The 17,113-nt window shown below is 70.5% G+C and carries 12 protein-coding genes and 1 tRNA gene; 11 read left to right on the plus strand and 2 right to left on the minus strand.

Going from position 1 to position 17,113, the window contains the following annotated elements; translation table 11 throughout:
* Positions 1–194: 194 nt before the first annotated feature.
* Positions 195–854, plus strand: coding sequence for an alpha/beta hydrolase (locus FH609_RS17470; protein ID WP_319789603.1), 660 nt, complete (start codon positions 195–197; stop codon positions 852–854).
* Here FH609_RS17470 and FH609_RS17475 read toward each other — a convergent pair.
* Complete coding sequence (locus tag FH609_RS17475) at positions 814–1,374, minus strand: helix-turn-helix transcriptional regulator (protein ID WP_226961764.1); 561 nt, start codon at positions 1,372–1,374, stop codon at positions 814–816. The genes FH609_RS17470 and FH609_RS17475 overlap by 41 nt on opposite strands.
* 1,110 nt (positions 1,375–2,484) lie before the next feature.
* Here FH609_RS17475 and FH609_RS31135 point away from each other — a divergent pair.
* The 4 genes from FH609_RS31135 to FH609_RS17490 all read left to right on the plus strand — a co-directional run bounded on the left by FH609_RS31135 (position 2,485) and on the right by FH609_RS17490 (position 9,533).
* On the plus strand, positions 2,485–2,634 hold the full coding sequence (locus FH609_RS31135; RefSeq protein ID WP_193317927.1) for a hypothetical protein: 150 nt from the start codon (positions 2,485–2,487) through the stop codon (positions 2,632–2,634).
* Positions 2,635–2,668: 34 nt separating this feature from the next.
* Positions 2,669–3,502, plus strand: coding sequence for an inositol monophosphatase family protein (locus FH609_RS17480; protein WP_139668629.1), 834 nt, complete (start codon positions 2,669–2,671; stop codon positions 3,500–3,502).
* 1,113 nt (positions 3,503–4,615) lie between these two features.
* Positions 4,616–9,091: an RHS repeat-associated core domain-containing protein gene (locus FH609_RS17485; protein ID WP_139668631.1), complete on the plus strand. Its 4,476-nt coding sequence runs from the start codon at positions 4,616–4,618 to the stop codon at positions 9,089–9,091.
* Positions 9,078–9,533 (plus strand): hypothetical protein, encoded by a 456-nt coding sequence (locus FH609_RS17490; RefSeq protein WP_193317928.1) that lies wholly within the window; start codon positions 9,078–9,080, stop codon positions 9,531–9,533. Before FH609_RS17485 ends, FH609_RS17490 begins: the two co-directional genes overlap by 14 nt.
* A gap of 259 nt (positions 9,534–9,792) precedes the next feature.
* Here FH609_RS17490 and FH609_RS17495 read toward each other — a convergent pair.
* Positions 9,793–9,864, minus strand: a tRNA-Arg gene (locus tag FH609_RS17495).
* Between the two features lie 156 nt (positions 9,865–10,020).
* Between FH609_RS17495 and FH609_RS17500 the strand changes: the two genes are divergently transcribed.
* From FH609_RS17500 to thrB, 6 genes are all read left to right on the plus strand, one after another.
* Positions 10,021–10,518 (plus strand): response regulator, encoded by a 498-nt coding sequence (locus tag FH609_RS17500; protein ID WP_139668633.1) that lies wholly within the window; start codon positions 10,021–10,023, stop codon positions 10,516–10,518.
* Positions 10,515–11,285: a DALR anticodon-binding domain-containing protein gene (locus tag FH609_RS17505; protein WP_139668635.1), complete on the plus strand. Its 771-nt coding sequence runs from the start codon at positions 10,515–10,517 to the stop codon at positions 11,283–11,285. The genes FH609_RS17500 and FH609_RS17505 overlap by 4 nt, the downstream gene beginning before the upstream one ends.
* Before the next feature lie 108 nt (positions 11,286–11,393).
* The gene (gene lysA, locus FH609_RS17510; protein WP_139668637.1) at positions 11,394–12,785 is read left to right on the plus strand and encodes a diaminopimelate decarboxylase; all 1,392 of its coding nucleotides are present in this window, start codon (positions 11,394–11,396) and stop codon (positions 12,783–12,785) included.
* A gap of 228 nt (positions 12,786–13,013) precedes the next feature.
* Positions 13,014–14,315, plus strand: a complete 1,302-nt coding sequence (locus tag FH609_RS17515; protein ID WP_139668639.1) for a homoserine dehydrogenase — start codon at positions 13,014–13,016, stop codon at positions 14,313–14,315.
* A gap of 85 nt (positions 14,316–14,400) precedes the next feature.
* Entirely contained in the window at positions 14,401–15,483 is a 1,083-nt protein-coding gene (gene thrC, locus FH609_RS17520) for a threonine synthase (protein ID WP_139668641.1), read from the plus strand.
* A 253-nt stretch (positions 15,484–15,736) separates the two neighbouring features.
* Complete coding sequence (thrB, locus tag FH609_RS17525) at positions 15,737–16,663, plus strand: homoserine kinase (protein ID WP_139668643.1); 927 nt, start codon at positions 15,737–15,739, stop codon at positions 16,661–16,663.
* The last annotated feature ends 450 nt before the right edge of the window (positions 16,664–17,113 follow it).

A 17,113-nucleotide genomic window follows, 5' to 3' on the forward strand; every position in this document is an offset into this window, starting at 1 on the left:
AAATGCGAGAGACGGTCGCTCAGGGGCTTTCCCGACGCCCTGTCGCGCCGCGCTCAAGGTGCTTGTTTTCGCCGTCACCCTCCGGAGTCGCCAGTCGCCAGTCGCCAGCCGCCCCGCACCCGGCCGCCCCGCCCCGCGCCCGGCCGCCGTTTGGCGAAACGGCAACGCCGACCGCCGCGCTCCGCCACCGCACCGTGGAGGCCCCCGCCGGGCGCCTGCACCTCGTCGAGCAGGGCAGCGGCCCGCTGGTGCTGCTCGTGCACGGCTTCCCCGAGTCCTGGTACTCCTGGCGCCGCCAACTCCCGGCCCTCGCCGCCGCCGGCTACCGGGCGGTGGCGCTCGACGTGCGCGGCTACGGCCGTTCCTCCAAGCCGGCGGCGGTCGACGCCTACCGGATGCTCGAACTGGTCGAGGACAACGTCGCCGTCGTGCGCGCCCTCGGCGCGGAGAACGCGGTGGTGATCGGGCATGACTGGGGCTCCCACATCGCCGCCACCTCCGCTCTGCTCCACCCCGAGGTCTTCCGGGCCGTCGGCCTGCTGAGCGTTCCCTACGCGCCGCCCGGCGGGCCCCGGCCCACCGACACCATACCCACCCAGAACGAGCCGGACCCGCATTTCGTCGCCCACGGCGGCCAACTGCGCGACCGCTTCCCCGCCGGCGTCCTCCCGGCCTGGCCGCCTCCCACCTCCTTGACGGCTGCGGCCACTGGCTCCAACAGGAACGCCCCGAGGAAACCAACGGCTCCTGACCGCCTGGCTCGACGCCGTCACGCCGTGAACCACCGCGCCCCAACCGGTCCGGACAACACGCCTAGGCGTCCATGGCCGCCCCGTCGACGAGGCCGGCCCTGATGGCGTTGACGACCGCCCTGGTCCGGTTGTTGGCGTTGAGTTTGAGCAGGACGCTGCCGACCAGCCGCTTGGCGCCGTGCTCGGAGATCAGCAGTCGTCGGCCGATCTGCTTGTTCGAAAGGCCGTGGACCAGGAGGAGCAGCGCCTCACGCTCCCGTGCGGTCAGCGCGGCGGGGCGGTTGGCCGCCGGCGTCGCACCGGACCCGCGCAGCAGCCGTCGGCCGACCTCGACGGGGATCGCCATCTCTCCGGCGGCGAGTTGGCTCAGGGCGCGGGCGAGAGTCTTGGCCGTCACCTTCTGGCGGACCAGATAGCCGTCCGCCGGCATCCGGTCAACGCCTCCGTGCAGTAACAGGTGTTGATCGACGATCACGAGCAGACGCGCGGCGTGTTGGGGAAACTCCGCCTCCACCCGGTCCCAGTGTCTCCGGCTCTCCACGGTGAGCACGACCACGTCCGGCCTGAGATCCCGAACGCCACGCACGAGGTCTTCCTCGTTCCGGGCGAAGTGGGTCTCCATGTCGAGGTCCGTTTCAGAAAGCAGGGCCCGCATTCCGAGATCGAGAACCTGATCCTCGACACAGATGATCACCGCGCTTCGGGCCACACCCGCCCTGGCCTCCGACGCAGATGCGGAACCTGTTGCCACGATTCCCCGCTTTCCGTTCAGCCATCTCACGCATTCAAGGTGCTGACGTTGGAAGTTCGCGTCGTTCCCCCGCGCGACACGCACGCGTCCACGCGACGTTCGGATCGCTGGTGCACACACTGCGAACATCATGTCCGGATGTCACGTCGCGCGAACGAAGCCGTGGTTTGCCTCGCTGCACTGGGTGATACTGCCGCCTGCCGCAAGGTGGCAAAGCTAAGGATGTTTGCAGTAGGAACGCTACTTAGCGCCCGTTCGGACGTCAACCCGCCCGCTTGGGCAAGCGGAGTGCTCGCCTTTGTCTCGCGGCGGCTCACGGCCGCCCCAAACCCGCCCGCTCGCGCACGGGAGAGGGCATCAGGGGCAGTCCCGTCAGGCGGGTCGAAAGGGGGCAATCGCCTTGGGGTGGTAGCGCGACGAGAATGAGCGGCACGCGGTCATTCGCTCGCCGAAAGCCGTGTGGTGTGCCGAGCCCAGGAGATCCAGCCGCATCCGCCGAGGGCGGGCTGAACTCGTGTTGCCACATTGCTGTGTCATGACGGGAACGCACCACGGTCGGGTGGCCTCGTCCGTCAGCCGGGCAGCGGCCGGCGCCGTTCAGTGGTCCATGGCCCGCCGTCCGCTCGGCGTCCATGGGCTCAGGTGATCCTCTGGTCGTTCTCGGTTCGTGTGGAGCGCGATCCCGTGGCGCGGACGGCGAGCCCGGCGCGTTCGAGCTGCGTGGCCAGGTCGCCGGCCGGCACCCGATCGGCCCAGGCCGGGTGGCGGATGAGCGGGACGCTCGGTCGCGGGGCGTCGTGCTCGACCGACGCGTTCCGGTCCCGAGGGAGATCGCGGGCAGTGGTGCCGTCACCGCTGGCCCGATATCGGGACTCCGCCGCGGCATCACGCTGGCCCTCGATTCCAGGCGTCGAAGAAACGGTCTCCGCTCGACGTTCGACGTCAGGAACGACCGTCATCCAGAATGCCGATGCACCAACCATGGACGCCGCCCAGCCGGCTGGACAAGAAACGATCGAGCGCTCGATCAGGGTGACCGAACGGCTATACCCGGAAGAATTCCGCCGGCCGCTCGCGGTCGAAGCCGGCGGCGCACTACGCTGCGAATCCCTTTCATCCGGCCGGCGCTGAACGCGCGGCCGAGGACGGTTGATCGAGGGGCGACATGGACGAAGACGGTCTCGCCGAGGCGGCCGAGCAGGCGTGTGTCCGCGCCGGACGCTTCCTCGCACAGCACCAGCGGGAGGGCATCGATGTCAGGGCGAAGGGCGCGTTCCACGATCTGCTGACCGAACTCGACGCCGAGGCCGAGCGGTTGATCCGGGCGGAACTCCTCGCGCGGTATCCGGGGTCGGTGGTCGTCGGCGAGGAGTTGGGGACCCAACGCGGCGCCGGTTCGCCGGCAGCGGGGGGCGACATCCGTTGGTATGTGGACCCCATCGACGGCACCTACAACTTCGCCCGAGGGTTTCCGGCCTTCGCTGTCTCCGTCGGGGCGCGCGTGGGCCTCGACTTCGTGGCCGGCTGTGTCTTCGACCCGACGACGGCCGTGGCCTACACCGCGACGCGCTCCGGGGGGTTCAGCGTCGCCGGGCGCCGTCACTCCGCCCGCCGTGGGCCGGTGTCCGACGGGCCGCCGCTGATGCTCACCGACATCCCCGGTCATGAGGCGCGGCTCGATCCGCACCAAACGGGTTTCCTTGCCGATCTGTTGGAGACCATGGACGTCCGCCGCGTCGGGTCGTCCGCCATGGCCCTGGCCCATGTGGCCGCTGGCCGGGCCGACTTGGCGGCCAACGCGAACGTGTTCGCATGGGACACCGCCGCCGGCCGCGTGCTCGTCACGGCCGCCGGCGGCGGCTTCCTGCCGCTGCCCGGGGAGGCGGGCACGGAGAGACGCAGTGGATTCGTCGCCTGGGCGGCCGGCCACGAGGCGGCCGGCAAACAAGTGGCCGAGGCAATGCGGGAATTCCCCGCCCTGCGCTCCGGAACGGCCTGAGCCTTTTCGGAAGGGCGATAAAGCCGCAACCCTTTTCCTGCCCCTCCCCGGGCGGTATGCCGACCCGGAAACCGGATCGCACGACACCAACCACCGGCACTACGACCGTGGGGACGGCGGCGGCAGCATCGTGAACCAGCATCCCAGGACAGCTGACGAGGCCCCACGTACCCTTCGAGATGTTCGCCCATGCCGGTGACAAGAGGCCATTCGTGAACAACCACGTATCACTCGTCGCGGTCCGCGATGAGGGCTTGGCCCCACATCCCGACGAAACGAACGCCGAGCCGAACTACGGGGCCCACGTGAGGCGTTGAGGGAGGAACTCGCCGCCCTCGAAGAGGAGACGCACCGGGCGCCGAACCCCGCCCCGCTCCACCGCCTGCCGGTCATCCCGGTCGATGGGCCCCTGCTCCCGGACGAACTGTCCCGCCGGCTCTTCGAGCCGTGCGGCTGGAGATCCCCTGCGACGACACAACGAAGGCCGCTCCCGTGAACGTGAACAACGGGACCGGCCATCAGAACAACATGAAGGGAAAGCGCACCATGGAGCGTCGCAAACACCCTGCGACCATCTACGTGGTGCCCCCGGCACGGCACCCGGAACAAGGGAACGGGCGCCGGGGGACGCCGAACGCCAGCTCACGATCACGGCCGTGGACCCGGCGAGGAGCGGGGTAAGGCGGGCGCGGTGAGGGGCGTTGCGCATCTTGACAACTTCGAAGCAAGTGCGTGGACCAGAACAGAAGTCACTGGGGGCATTGACCTGTGTCAGTCGGTGCACCGTCCCGACTGACACAAGACCCCTTGCGGACCCTCCAGGGTCGATGAGGAACGGGCTGGGCGCGCCCCACCCACACCGATGGCTCATGCTTGTTGCGAACCCTCCAGGGCTGATGAGGACGGCCCGACCAGCCTCGGGCCGAGGTTGACGGAACGCCGGCCAGGCAGCGGGGCACGACGGACAGCAGACCTTCGTGCGGCGATGGAGGGAAACGGACAGGAGCAGTCGACGGTCCCTCATACCCGGATCTGTGACGGTGCGTTCGTGACTTTGACGCTGTGTTCTCAGGCTTTCTAGGATGATCTGGGTACTTCTCCTGGGGGTGGGGCATGGCACGTGCGTCCGACTGGAGTCCGGTGGACATGGACCGGGACCCGACGCCCGGTGATCCGGACGAGGTTCGGGAACTGGCCGACGAACTCCAGGAGTTCGCCGACGATGTCGGTGAGGCGCTGGGGAAGATCCGAGGGTTGGCCTCGGAGCGCGCGGTGTTGGACTGGGCGGGACTGTCGGCGGACGCCTTCCGCTCCGAGTTCGACGGGGTGCCAGACAACCTGACCAAGCTGGAGGAGAGTTACTCCCTCTGCTCGCAGGCGCTCCAGACCTACTGGCCCAAGCTCCAGACGGCGCAGGGCATGGCCGACCGCGCCCTGGACCGGGCGATCTCCGCGCAGACGGATCTCGCCTCCGCCCAGTCGGCGCTCGGGGATGCCCAGGACTGGGTGGGCCGGGCCGGTGAGGAGGCCGAGCGGCTGCAACGCGCGGGGGAGCGGGAGGACGTCGAGCCACCGGACGAGGCCGATGTGCGGGCCGCCACCCGTGACCACCGGGCCGCCGAGGCGGCCGCCACGGCCGCCCGGTCCCGGGTGAACGACGCCGAGGAACGCCTCGCGGCCGCCCGCCAACTTGCCCTGGATGCGCAGGAGATGCGGGAGGAGGCCGCCCGCGAGTGCGCCCGTGACATCGACGAGGCGAGTGACGCCGGCATTCAGAACCGCAAGTGGTGGCAGAAGGCGATCAAGTGGGTCACCGACAACTGGGACACCATTGTTGCCGTCTGCAAGGTCATCGTCGCCGTCCTCGGCGTCGTCGTGATGATCATCGGCGGACCGCTGGCCTGGGTGGTGCTGGCCGCCGCCCTCGTCGTCCTCGCCGACACCCTCATCAAATACGCGAGAGGCGAAGCCGGACTCCTCGACGTCGCATTCGCTGCTTTGGACTGCATTCCGGGCATGAAGGGGCTCACCACTCTCGGTGGACTCGCGCGGGGCCTTCGTGGCGTCGCGTCAGCGGGGCGCACCGGCCTGCGAGGGCTCGCACAGGGAGCGCGCGGTCTCGGTCGGAACCTGCGGGAGCGAGCGGTGGATTGGGGCCGTCGGAATTTCTCCCCCGACCCCGTGGACTACGCCACTGGCGAGGTGGGGTGGCCGTCGACCGACCTTGAGCTACCCGGCGTCCTGCCCCTGGTCCTGCGTCGCCATCATCTCTCCTCCTATCGGGACGGCCGACTCTTCGGGCGCTCCTGGGCCTCCACGCTCGATCAGAGACTCGTCCTGGAGGAACATGGCGTCCGTTTCCTCGCCGAGGACGGTAAGGAACTGCACTATCCCGTTCCGCTCGCCGACACCGAGGTCCCGGTACTGCCTGTTGAGGGTCCCCGATGGACGCTGAGTTGGGATGGACAGCCGGGATCTGACTTCCGCGTCCACCAGCAGGACAGCGGTCTGACCCTCCGATTCGCGCCCATCGCCGGAGGCAGGCCTTCCGAGTGCGTCCTGCAAGCGATCGAGGATCGCAACGGCAACTTCATCGCGTTGAGCCACGACGAACAAGGTGCGCCCACCGAGGTGCGGCATTCCGGCGGCTATCGTGTCGGTGTCGCAGTGGTGGAGGGGCGCGTCACTTCGTTGCGGCTTCTGAGCCACCCCGATCAGCCATTGTTGCGGGCGTACGAGTACGACGATTCCGGAAACCTCGCGAAGGTCTACAACTCCTCCGGGTTGCCCCTCACCTACTCCTATGACGAGGCCCGGCGGCTCACGCGTTGGGAAGACCGAAATGGCATGTGGTACCGGTACAAGTACGACGAGACCGGGCGATGCGTCTTCGGTACGGGAACCGATCGGATGCTTGAGTATCGGTACCAATATGAGCCTGAGGAGTACCGCACCACGGCGATCGACTCCCTGGGCAACGCCACGGTCTACCAGTTCAACGACTGCTTCCAACTCGTAGCCCAGACCGACCCATTGGGGCACACCACCCAGCACTCCTGGGATCGCTATGACCGTGCCGTGACCGTCACCGACCCCGTGGGACACACGACACGTTTCACATACGACGAGAGCGGACACCTCGTGGCCCTGACGCGTCCCAATGGTGGGACCGTTCAGGTCGAGTACAACGAACTCGGCCTGGTCACCAGCCTCACGGAGGCCGATGGTTCGTGCTGGGAACAGTCCTTCGACACAAGGGGGAACCGGGTCGCGCTGCTCGATCCCGCCGGCCATCGCACCCGCTACACCCACGACGATCACGGAGGCATGTCCTCGTTCACTGTGGCCACGGGGGAGGTCACCCGCTTCGAGTGTGACGCGGCGGGGTTGCCCCTCTCCACTACCGATCCGATGGGTGAGACGACCCGTTACCGCCGGGATGCCCTTGGCCGGGTCACCGAACAGATCAGCCCGCTGGGCGCCATCCAGCAGGCCGAGTACGCCCTCGAGGGCAGGCCACTGCGCAGGCTCGACCCTCTGGGCGGCGTGCAGACCTGGGAGTGGGACGCTGAGGGCAACCTGCTCCGTCACGTTGACGAGCACGGTGGTGTCACTCGCTTCGAGTACGGTCCGTTCGACCTGCTGACGGCCCGCTGTGAATCGGACGGCGCCCGTTACGAGTTCCTGCGCGACTCGGAGACCCGTATCACTCGGGTGGTCGCGCCTCTGGGGCTCACTTGGGAGTATGCCTACGACGCGGCGGGCCACCTGGTGCGAGAAACGGACTACGACGGTCGCACCGTCACCTACACGGTTGACGCCTCGGGCCGTGTCCTCTCCCGCACCAACGCCACCGGCCAGACGGTCACCTATCGACGCGATGCGCTGGGCAACATCATCGCGAAACGTGCCGGTGACCAGGTCACCACCTACGAGTACGACCTTCTGGGGCGTCTGGCGGCCGCGGAGGGGCCCTCGTGTCATCTCGCGATCGAGCGAGACCAGTTGGGGAGGATTCTGTCCGAGACCGTCGACGGGCTCACCCTCACTCACACCTACGACGCGATGGGGCGCCCACTCTCCCGTACGACTCCGGGCGGAGTCGTCAGCGTCTGGGGCTACGACGACGTGGGACGCGCCGCGACCCTCACCACCGCAGGTCGTCTGCTCAGCCTTCGGCGGGATGCCGAGGGGCGACTGACCGAACGAAGCCTGGGCAACGACATCGTGCTCGGGCAGGAGTGGGACGACATGGGGCGACTGACAAGCCAGTCGCTCACCCTTGCCGGGCAGCAGGTTCGGGACCGTGGATACACCTATCGATCCGACCACCACCTCACCCGCATCACCGACAACGCGGCGGGAACCGTGGATGAACTGACGCTGGACCGAGCCGGCCGCGTCACCACCGTCGCTCGGCCCCAGGGCAGCGAGTCGTACGCCTATGACCTGATCGGAAACCAGCGCGTTGCCCGTATGACGGGTGGGGCAGGCGCCATCCCAGGTGTCGCGGAGCACGACGGCGCGCGCACCTACGCGGGCAGCCGGGTCACGCGCGCCGGCCGCTTTCGTTACACCTACGACCGGGCCGGGCGCACAGTCAGCCGTCAAAAGACGATGCTATCCAAGAAGCCCGAGACCTGGCGGTATGAATGGGACGCTGAGGACCGGTTGGTGCGTGCCATCACCCCGGACGGGGCGCGCTGGCACTACCGGTACGACCCCTTGGGGCGTCGAGTGGCCAAGGAGCGGATGGCCGACGACGGGAGCGTCATCGCACTGACTCGATTCACCTGGGACGACTTCACACTCGTCGAGGAGAGCGGCACCGGACAGCCCGGTGGCGAGCCGGTCGCACGCACCTGGGAGTACGAGGGGCCACACCCCGTCGTCCAGGTGGACAGCACGGGGGGAGCGCGATCGGACGACACGGACCGTCGGTTCTTCGCGATCGTCACCGATCTGGTGGGAGCGCCCACCGAACTGGTCGAAGAGACCGGGACCATCGCCTGGCGATCGCACACCACGCTGTGGGGCCTCACCACACACGCGTCGCCCGGCGGCACCGAAACGCCGCTGCGCTTCCCTGGGCAGTACCACGATCCGGAGACGGGCTGGCACCACAACGTCTTCCGGCACTACGACCCGACCATCGCGCGGTTTACCAGCCCTGACCCTCTGGGGCTGGCGGCGGCGCCCAACCACTATGGCTACGTTCACAATCCGTGTACGTTGGCCGATCCACTGGGCTTGACCGGGGAGGAGATCCTCCCACCCGGCTATACTTCCTCCCCCGCGTTGGAAGGCGATCCCTACCACCCCGACATGGTCGCGGAACGCAGCCAGCAGAACCGGGATCTCTACGGACCATCCGTGGCCGACCGGGCACGGGAGTTGGGCTACAACCAGCGCGTACCCCCGAACCGGGCGCCGTTCAACTCACATGGCCAGCCGGTCTTCTCGAATGGCAGAAACTTCATCACTCCTGATGTGGACGGTCACAATGTGAGTGATGGCTGGAAGATGTTCGACAGGCGCGGCAGGCGCACCGGCACCTACGATTCGGCGCTGAACTATGTCAAGAAGTGACGTATTCGCTATCACCCTCGACTCGGGGCGGGTGCCTCCGGACGCGACAGCGTGGGAAGAAGCGGTGGGTGTCATCCGGATCGGGGACTTCCAGGAGGATTTCCACGCGAGTCTCAGCTTCTGGAGCGCCGACGACTACCGCCGCAGCTGGCGCTCGGCGTTCGTCGCTCTTGCCGACGATTCCGCCGCGACCTCGTGTCTGGTGACGTCCATCACCGACCCGGCGAACAGCAACTTCATCTTCTGCTGGCCGCTCTACCGCTCAGGCGAGACGGTGTTCGTTCAGAACTCCCTCATCTTTCTCGAGGAGTTGACCTCTCCCTTCGACCCTGCGGAACCGTGGCACTCCGTCCTGCCACGAGAAACGGTCAGCGAGGAGGGACGACCGATCTCCGAATGGGCGACTACCATGTCGGCGTTGGGCGCGTTCTTCTCCGACTGAACGAACAGCACTCTGCTCGTCTGATCGCAGCTGACGGGTCCCGCTCGCACCGACGACGCGAGGCTGTGAACAACAGGGAGTCCGAGCGGGCCATGGGCAGGGGCCGAGGACAGGAACACCTGAGCCGGCCGCCCACGCGCCCCTCACGCGTGAACACCGCGACACAGCGAAACAGGGCGGGAGTCAGTGAGACTGACTCCCGCCCTCTGCTGCGACGAGTTGGCTGGTCAGCGGGCGGTTTCCGCTGGTTTCCAGGAGGTGCCCCCGGCAGGATTCGAACCTGCGCACACGGCTCCGGAGGCCGTTGCTCTATCCCCTGAGCTACGGGGGCGCTTGGCGCCTTGGGTGGCGACGGAGAGAACACTACCAGCTCGGCGGGGGTGCCCCGCACCGTGGTTTCCGCACGTGGGTGCGGAGGGAGGTACTCCCGGGTAGAAGTTGCCGGAAAGGCCGGACGGCGGCGGGGGAACGCGCTTACGCTGGCAGGGTGCCAGGCGCTCCTGGCCGGGTGCTGGTGGTGGACGACAGCCAGGTCATCCGGCAGCTGATCAGGGTCAATCTCGAACTCGACGGGTTCGAGGTCATGACCGCCTGCGATGGCGCCGAATGCCTGGAGCGGGTCCACAGGTTCCGCCCGGACGTGATCACCCTCGATCTGGCGATGCCCCGCCTCGACGGCCTCGGCACCGTCGACCAGCTGCGCCTCGACCGCCGCACCCGGCACATCCCGCTGCTGCTGGTCTCCGCCAGCGTCGACCCGCGCCGCCCCTGGGGCGCCGACGACGGGCCGCTCGACTGGAGCGGCAGCGGCGAAGCGGGCGCGCCCCCCGGCGGGGGGATCGACGCCGTGTTGAGCAAGCCCTTCGAACCGGCCGAACTCGTCGGCCTGGTCAAGCGGTTCTGCGCCGAGGGCCGGCGACGCGTCGTCCAGTTGGTGAAACCCCTCGCGGAGTGCGCCCCCGCCTCTCGTACGCTTGCTCCGTGACCCCGACCCAGCTCTCCCAGGCCGTGCTGCGCTCCGTGCGCGGCGCGGTGGACGGCGGCGAGCTGCGGGTGGCCGTTCCCGAGCGGGTCACGGTGCGCCGCCCGCCCCGGCACGTCGGGGCGCACGCCTGGTCGACGGGCATCGCGCTGCGGCTGGCCGGCCCGGCCGGGCTGCCGGCGCCCGAGGTCGCCCGGCTGCTGCGCCGCCGGCTGGTGGCCGAGCCCGGCGTCGCCGAGGTGAACGTCACCGGCGGCGGCTTCCTGACCATCGCGCTGGCCGACGACGCCGAGGCCGCCTTCCTGCGCGCGATACTCGCCGCGCCCCCCGCGCCCAGCCTCCCCGAGGACCCGGCGCTTGACGCCGCCCGCTGGGCGGCCGTCGCCGGCGGCGACCCGCACGGTGCGCTGCTGGTGCAGCGCGAGGAGAACCCTCTGTTCCTGGTGCGCTACGCCCGCGCCCGCTGCGCCGGCCTGGCCCGCGCCGCCGAGGCGCTCGGCGTCCGCCCGGAGCCCGGCGCCGCCCCGCTCCAACTCCCCGCCGAGCGCGAGCTGTTGACCGCGCTCGGGGACGGCGGCCGCCCGGCGGCCCGGCTGACGGCCGTCGCCGACGCCCTGCTGACCGTCGAGGCACTGCGCCCCACGCTCCCCGTCGGGGACGAGAAACCCGGGGCCGTCCACCGCGCCCGGCTGGCCCTCGCCCAGGCCACCGGAACGGTGCTCGCCGACGGCCTGCACGCCCTGGGCGTCAGCGCTCCCGAGCGGCTGTGAGCACCCCCCACGGCGCCCCCCACGGCGCCCCGGTGGACCACCCGTCGAACCACGCGGTGGGCCACCCGTCGTGAGGCGCCGGCCGCCAGATCCAAGGAAAGTCACACCATGAGTCGTTCCGCCCACCCCGCAGGCCCCCGCCATGCCGACGTGCTGCCCGAGGGCCACTATTCCGCGCCTCCGGTCGACCTCAACGCCCTGGACCCCAAGGTCTGGGCGCGCACCGTGCACCGTGACGCCGACGGCGTGGTGACCGTCGGCGGGCTCGATGTCCGCGCGCTGGCCGAGGAGTTCGGCACCCCGGCGTTCGTGCTGGACGAGGCCGACTTCCGCGCCCGCTGCCGCGCCTGGCGGGACGCGTTCGCGCCGGACGCCGACGTCTTCTACGCCGGCAAGGCGTTCCTCTCCCGCGCCGTGGTGCGCTGGCTGCGCGAGGAGGGCCTCAACCTCGACGTGTGCACCGGCGGCGAGCTGGCCACCGCGCTGGCCGGCGGGATGCCGCCCGAGCGGATCGCGCTGCACGGCAACAACAAGTCCGTCGCCGAGATCGACCGCGCCGTGGCCGCCGGCGTCGGCCGCGTGGTGCTGGACTCGTTCCAGGAGATCGACCGGGTCGCCGACGCCGCCCGCCGGCACGGGGTGCGGCAGCGGGTGCAGATCCGGGTGACGGTCGGCGTCGAGGCGCACACCCACGAGTTCATCGCGACCGCGCACGAGGACCAGAAGTTCGGCCTGGCGCTGGCGGACGGCTCGGCGCTGGAGGCGGTGCGCCGGGTGCTGGCCGCCGACAGCCTCGAACTGGTCGGCCTGCACTCGCACATCGGCTCGCAGATCTTCGACATGGCCGGCTTCGAGGTCTCCGCGCGCCGCGTCGTCGGCCTGCTGCGCACGGTCCGCGACCGGCACGGCGTCGAGCTGCCCGAGATCGACCTCGGCGGCGGCCTCGGCATCGCCTACACCTCGGACGACGACCCGGCCGAGCCGCATCAGATCGCCAAGGCGCTGCGGGACATCGTCACCCGGGAGTGCGAGTCCGCAGGGCTGGCGCTGCCCCGGCTGTCGGTCGAGCCGGGCCGGGCGATCGTCGGCCCGACCGCGTTCACCCTCTACGAGGTGGGAACGGTCAAGCCGCTGGAGGGCCTGCGCACCTATGTGAGCGTGGACGGCGGCATGTCGGACAACATCAGGACCGCGCTCTACGACGCCGAGTACTCGGTGGCGCTGGTCTCCCGCGCCTCGGCCGCGCCACCGCTGCTGGTGCGGGTGGTGGGCAAGCACTGCGAGAGCGGCGACATCGTGGTGCGGGACGCCTATCTGCCGTCCGACCTGGCCCCTGGGGACCTGATCGCCGTCCCGGCCACCGGCGCCTACTGCCGCTCGATGGCCAGCAACTACAACCACACGCCGCGCCCGCCCGTGGTCGCGGTGGCCGGCGGGCTGGCCGGCCTGCTCATCCGCCGCGAGACGGAGGAGGACCTGCTCCGACTCGACGTGGGCTGAGAACGGGCCCGACCGGGTCGGCCCGGAGACGTTCGAGGGGAACGTGGGCGGCGGCCCGTTGATCGTTCACCGACGCGGGCCGACCGGGAGCCGACCGTTGACCGGCCGGGGGCCGGACGCCGGCCGATCACTTCCTGATCGCCGGCGTCCGCATGGTGAACGTGGTGGGGCGGTCCGCCGCCCGTGCGTGAGACTGATAGTTCCGAGTGAGCTGAAAGGCTGGGTCGAATGGTGCGCACTCGTCCGTCGCGTCCGTTGAGGGTGGCGCTGCTTGGCTGCGGCGTGGTCGGCTCCCAGGTGGCCCGGCTGATGCTGACGCAGGCGGACGACATGGCGGCGCGCATCGGCGCCCCCGTCGAGCTGGCCGGCGTCGCCGTGCGCCGGCCCGACCGGGCGCGCGGCGAGGTGCCGCCGGAGCTGATCACCACGGACGCGGCGGGGCTGGTCGCCTCGGGCGACATCGACGTGGTCGTCGAGCTGATCGGCGGGATCGAGCCGGCCCGTTCGCTGATCGACAGCGCCTTCGCGCACGGCGCCAGCGTGGTCACCGCCAACAAGGCGCTGCTGGCCCAGGACGGCCCGGCGCGGCACGCGGCGGCCGAACGGCACGGCGTGGACCTCTACTTCGAGGCCGCCGTGGCCGGCGCGATCCCGCTGCTGCGCCCGCTGCGCGAGTCGCTGGCCGGCGACCGGGTCAACCGGGTGCTGGGCATCGTCAACGGCACCACCAACTTCATCCTGGACCGCATGGAGTCCACCGGCGCCGGCTACGGCGAGGCGCTCGCCGAGGCCGCCGCGCTCGGCTACGCCGAGGCCGACCCGACCGCCGACGTCGAGGGCTTCGACGCGGCGGCCAAGGCCGCGATCCTGGCCGGCATCGCCTTCCACTCCCGGGTCCGCCTCGATGACGTGCACCGCCAGGGGATCACCGAGGTCACCGCATCCGACATCGCCAGCGCGCGGGCGATGGGCTGCACCGTCAAGCTGCTGGCCATCTGCGAACGCGCCCAGGACGGCCGGTCGGTGACCGCCCGGGTGCACCCGGCGATGATCCCGCTCAGCCACCCGCTGGCCTCGGTGCGCGAGGCGTACAACGCGGTCTTCGTCGAGGCCGACTCCGCCGGCCAGCTGATGTTCTACGGCCCGGGCGCCGGCGGCGCGCCCACCGCGTCCGCCGTGCTCGGCGACCTGGTGGCCGCCTGCCGCAACCGGCTCACCGGCGGCCGTGGCCCTGGCGAGTCGACGTACGCGCGGCTGCCAGTCAGCCCGATGGGCGAGGTCGTCACGCGGTACCACATCAGCCTCGACGTGATGGACAAACCGGGCGTGCTGGCGCAGTGCGCGATGGTCTTCGCCGACCACGGGGTCTCCATCGACACGGTGCGGCAGACCGGCAAGGACGGCGAGGCCCAACTCGTCGTCGTCACCCACCGGGCACCCGACGCGGCGCTCGGCGCCACGGTCAACGCACTGCGCGAGCTGGACACGGTGCACGGTGTGGCCAGCATCATGCGCGTCGAGGGCGAGTAAGCGTGCGAGACGTGCGAGACCGTGCACAGCGGAAGGCACCCCGTGGGCACATCCCCCGGGGCGAGCAGAAGGACATGAGATGGGCATGAACGCATCCGCCGAGCCCCGCACCAGCGGCCAGTGGCGCGGGGTGATCGAGGAGTACCGCGACCGGCTCCCGGTCACCGAGCGGACCCCGGTGGTCACCCTGGGCGAGGGCGGCACCCCGCTGGTCACCGCCGAGACGCTCTCCGAGCGCACCGGCTGCGAGGTGTACCTCAAGGTCGAGGGCGCCAACCCGACGGGCTCGTTCAAGGACCGTGGGATGACCATGGCCATCTCGCACGCCAAGGAGGCCGGCGCGCAGGCCGTCATCTGCGCCTCCACCGGCAACACCTCCGCCTCGGCCGCCGCCTACGCCGTGCGCGCCGGCATGGTCTGCGCGGTGCTGGTGCCCCAGGGCAAGATCGCGCTCGGCAAGATGGGCCAGGCGCTGGTCCACGGCTCCCGCATCCTCCAGGTCGACGGCAACTTCGACGACTGCCTGACCCTGGCCCGCGGCCTCTCCGAGAAGTACCCGGTGGCGCTGGTCAACTCGGTCAACCCGTCCCGCATCGAGGGCCAGAAGACCGCCGCGTTCGAGGTCGTCGACCGGCTCGGCGACGCCCCCGACCTCCATGTGCTGCCGGTGGGCAACGCCGGGAACATCACGGCCTATTGGAAGGGCTACCGGGAGTACGCGGCCGATGGCCCGGCCACCCGCACCCCCCGCATGTGGGGCTTCCAGGCCAGCGGCTCGGCGCCCATCGTGCGCGGCGAGCCCGTCAAGGACCCGACCACCATCGCCACCGCCATCCGCATCGGCAACCCCGCCTCCTGGACCCAGGCCGAGTCGGCACGGGACGCGTCCGGCGGCCTCATCGACGAGGTGACCGACCGTCAGATCCTGTCCGCCTACCGGCTGTTGGCCTCCCGCGAGGGCGTCTTCGTCGAGCCGGCCTCGGCCGCCTCGGTCGCCGGCCTGCTGAAGGCCGCCGAGTCCGGCCGCCTCGACCGGGGCCAGCGCGTGGTCTGCACGGTCACCGGCAACGGCCTCAAGGACCCCGACTGGGCGGTCGCCGGTGCGCCGCAGCCCATCGTCGTCCCGGTCGACGCCGACGCCGCCGCCGAGCGGCTCGGCCTCGCCTGAACGACCCGCGCCCACGGTCAGCGCGCCGCCCGCCCACGAGGCCAACGCCGCGCGCCGGCCACGACACCGCACCGCCCTGTATCGCGTCTGAACCTTCCTTCGATAGGCTGGTATTCGTCCCGGAGCGGTCCACCGCTCGTGGCCGTCGCGCCCGAGCGGGTTCACATCCGACGTGGCGCCTCGTGTCCCCCCTCGTGCCGCGCGTCCGCAGGGGACACGTGCCGCACATCTCACCAAGGAGAGTCATCGAGCGATGGCCCATCCCGCCTTCCGCGCCGCCGCCGTCCGCGTCCGGGTGCCCGCCACCAGCGCCAACCTCGGCCCCGGCTTCGACGCCCTGGGCCTGGCGCTCGGCCTCTACGACGACGTCGTGGTCAGGGTCGCGGACTCCGGGCTGCACCTGGACATCGCGGGCGAGGGCGCCGACACCGTGCCGCGCGACGAATCCAACCTGCTGGTGCGGACGTTGCGCACCGCGTTCGACGCACTGGGCGGGCAGCCCAGGGGACTTGAGGTCGTCTGCGCCAACCGCGTGCCGCACGGCCGTGGTCTGGGCTCCTCGTCCGCCGCGATCTGCGCCGGACTGGTCGCGGCCCGCGCCGTGACGACCGGCGGCGAGGCGAAGTTGGACGATGTCGCGCTGCTGGAGCTGGCCGCCGAGATCGAGGGCCACCCGGACAACGTGGCGGCCTGTCTGCTCGGTGGATTCACCCTGGCCTGGGGGGAGTCGGGGGCCGTGCGCGCCATCCGCATGGAGCCGGCGGCGAGCGTCGTTCCGCTGGTCTTCGTGCCGGCCCGCCCGCTGGCGACCGAGACCGCGCGCGGGCTGCTGCCGCGCGCCGTTCCGCACGCCGACGCGGCGGCCAACGCCGGCCGCGCCGCGCTGCTCGTCGAGGCGCTGACCAGGCGCCCCGAGCTGCTGCTGCCCGCCACCGAGGACCGGCTGCACCAGGACTACCGCGCGCCGGCGATGCCCGAGAGCATGGACCTGGTGGGCCGGCTGCGCGCCGAGGGCGTGCCGGCCGTGATCTCGGGCGCGGGGCCGACGGTGCTCGCGCTCGCCGACGAGAGCCAGGCCGACAAGTCCGCGCTGCTGGCGGGCGACGGATGGACGGCCAACCGGCTGTCCCTGGACACGGCGGGCGCCTGCGTGCTCCCGCTGGCCGGCGCCGCCGCATGAGCCGCTCGCCCCTGGCGACCGAGCGCGCGACGGCCGGGCAACGGGGCGCCCACGCCGGCGCTTCCGGGGAAAAGCAAGTGAAGAACGACAGAGAGGGGGAATGAAGGCAGCATCCGGTAGTGTTAATCTCAAGTCTGCACGTACCGTTCTGTCGGGCGTCACACAGAATGCGTGCGGAATCCGGGGTCCCACCTTCTGGGACCGCTCTTCTTCCGGGAGCCTCCCTCATCTGCCTGAGCAGCCTGCCTGGTAGCGCCGAGCACGCTCCGGAACCGGTGCGTCGGTTCGACGGTTCAACGTTCCTTCGACGTGTCTCGTCGATCCCCCCGCACCACCACGCATTGATCTTCCGCCGTGATCGAACAGGCGGGTTTACCGCACCGGCCGGTCCACCGCGAAGGGGCCGCAGCCGGACAGCACGACCGGTCGCCGAGCCAGACAGGCCGACGT

The organism is Streptomyces sp. 3MP-14, from assembly GCF_006334905.2.
Taxonomy (GTDB): Bacteria; Actinomycetota; Actinomycetes; order Streptomycetales; family Streptomycetaceae; genus Streptomyces; species Streptomyces triticirhizae.

Coding starts and splice junctions, on each gene's coding strand:
- thrB (WP_139668643.1), top strand. CDS start 15,737: ATGGCCCATCCCGCCTTCCGCGCCGCCGCCGTCCGCGTCCGGGTGCCC.
- FH609_RS17515 (WP_139668639.1), top strand. CDS start 13,014: ATGGTGCGCACTCGTCCGTCGCGTCCGTTGAGGGTGGCGCTGCTTGGC.
- FH609_RS17490 (WP_193317928.1), top strand. CDS start 9,078: ATGTCAAGAAGTGACGTATTCGCTATCACCCTCGACTCGGGGCGGGTG.
- FH609_RS17485 (WP_139668631.1), top strand. CDS start 4,616: ATGGCACGTGCGTCCGACTGGAGTCCGGTGGACATGGACCGGGACCCG.
- thrC (WP_139668641.1), top strand. CDS start 14,401: ATGAACGCATCCGCCGAGCCCCGCACCAGCGGCCAGTGGCGCGGGGTG.
- lysA (WP_139668637.1), top strand. CDS start 11,394: ATGAGTCGTTCCGCCCACCCCGCAGGCCCCCGCCATGCCGACGTGCTG.
- FH609_RS31135 (WP_193317927.1), top strand. CDS start 2,485: ATGGACGCCGCCCAGCCGGCTGGACAAGAAACGATCGAGCGCTCGATC.
- FH609_RS17480 (WP_139668629.1), top strand. CDS start 2,669: ATGGACGAAGACGGTCTCGCCGAGGCGGCCGAGCAGGCGTGTGTCCGC.
- FH609_RS17475 (WP_226961764.1), bottom strand. CDS start 1,374: ATGGAGACCCACTTCGCCCGGAACGAGGAAGACCTCGTGCGTGGCGTT.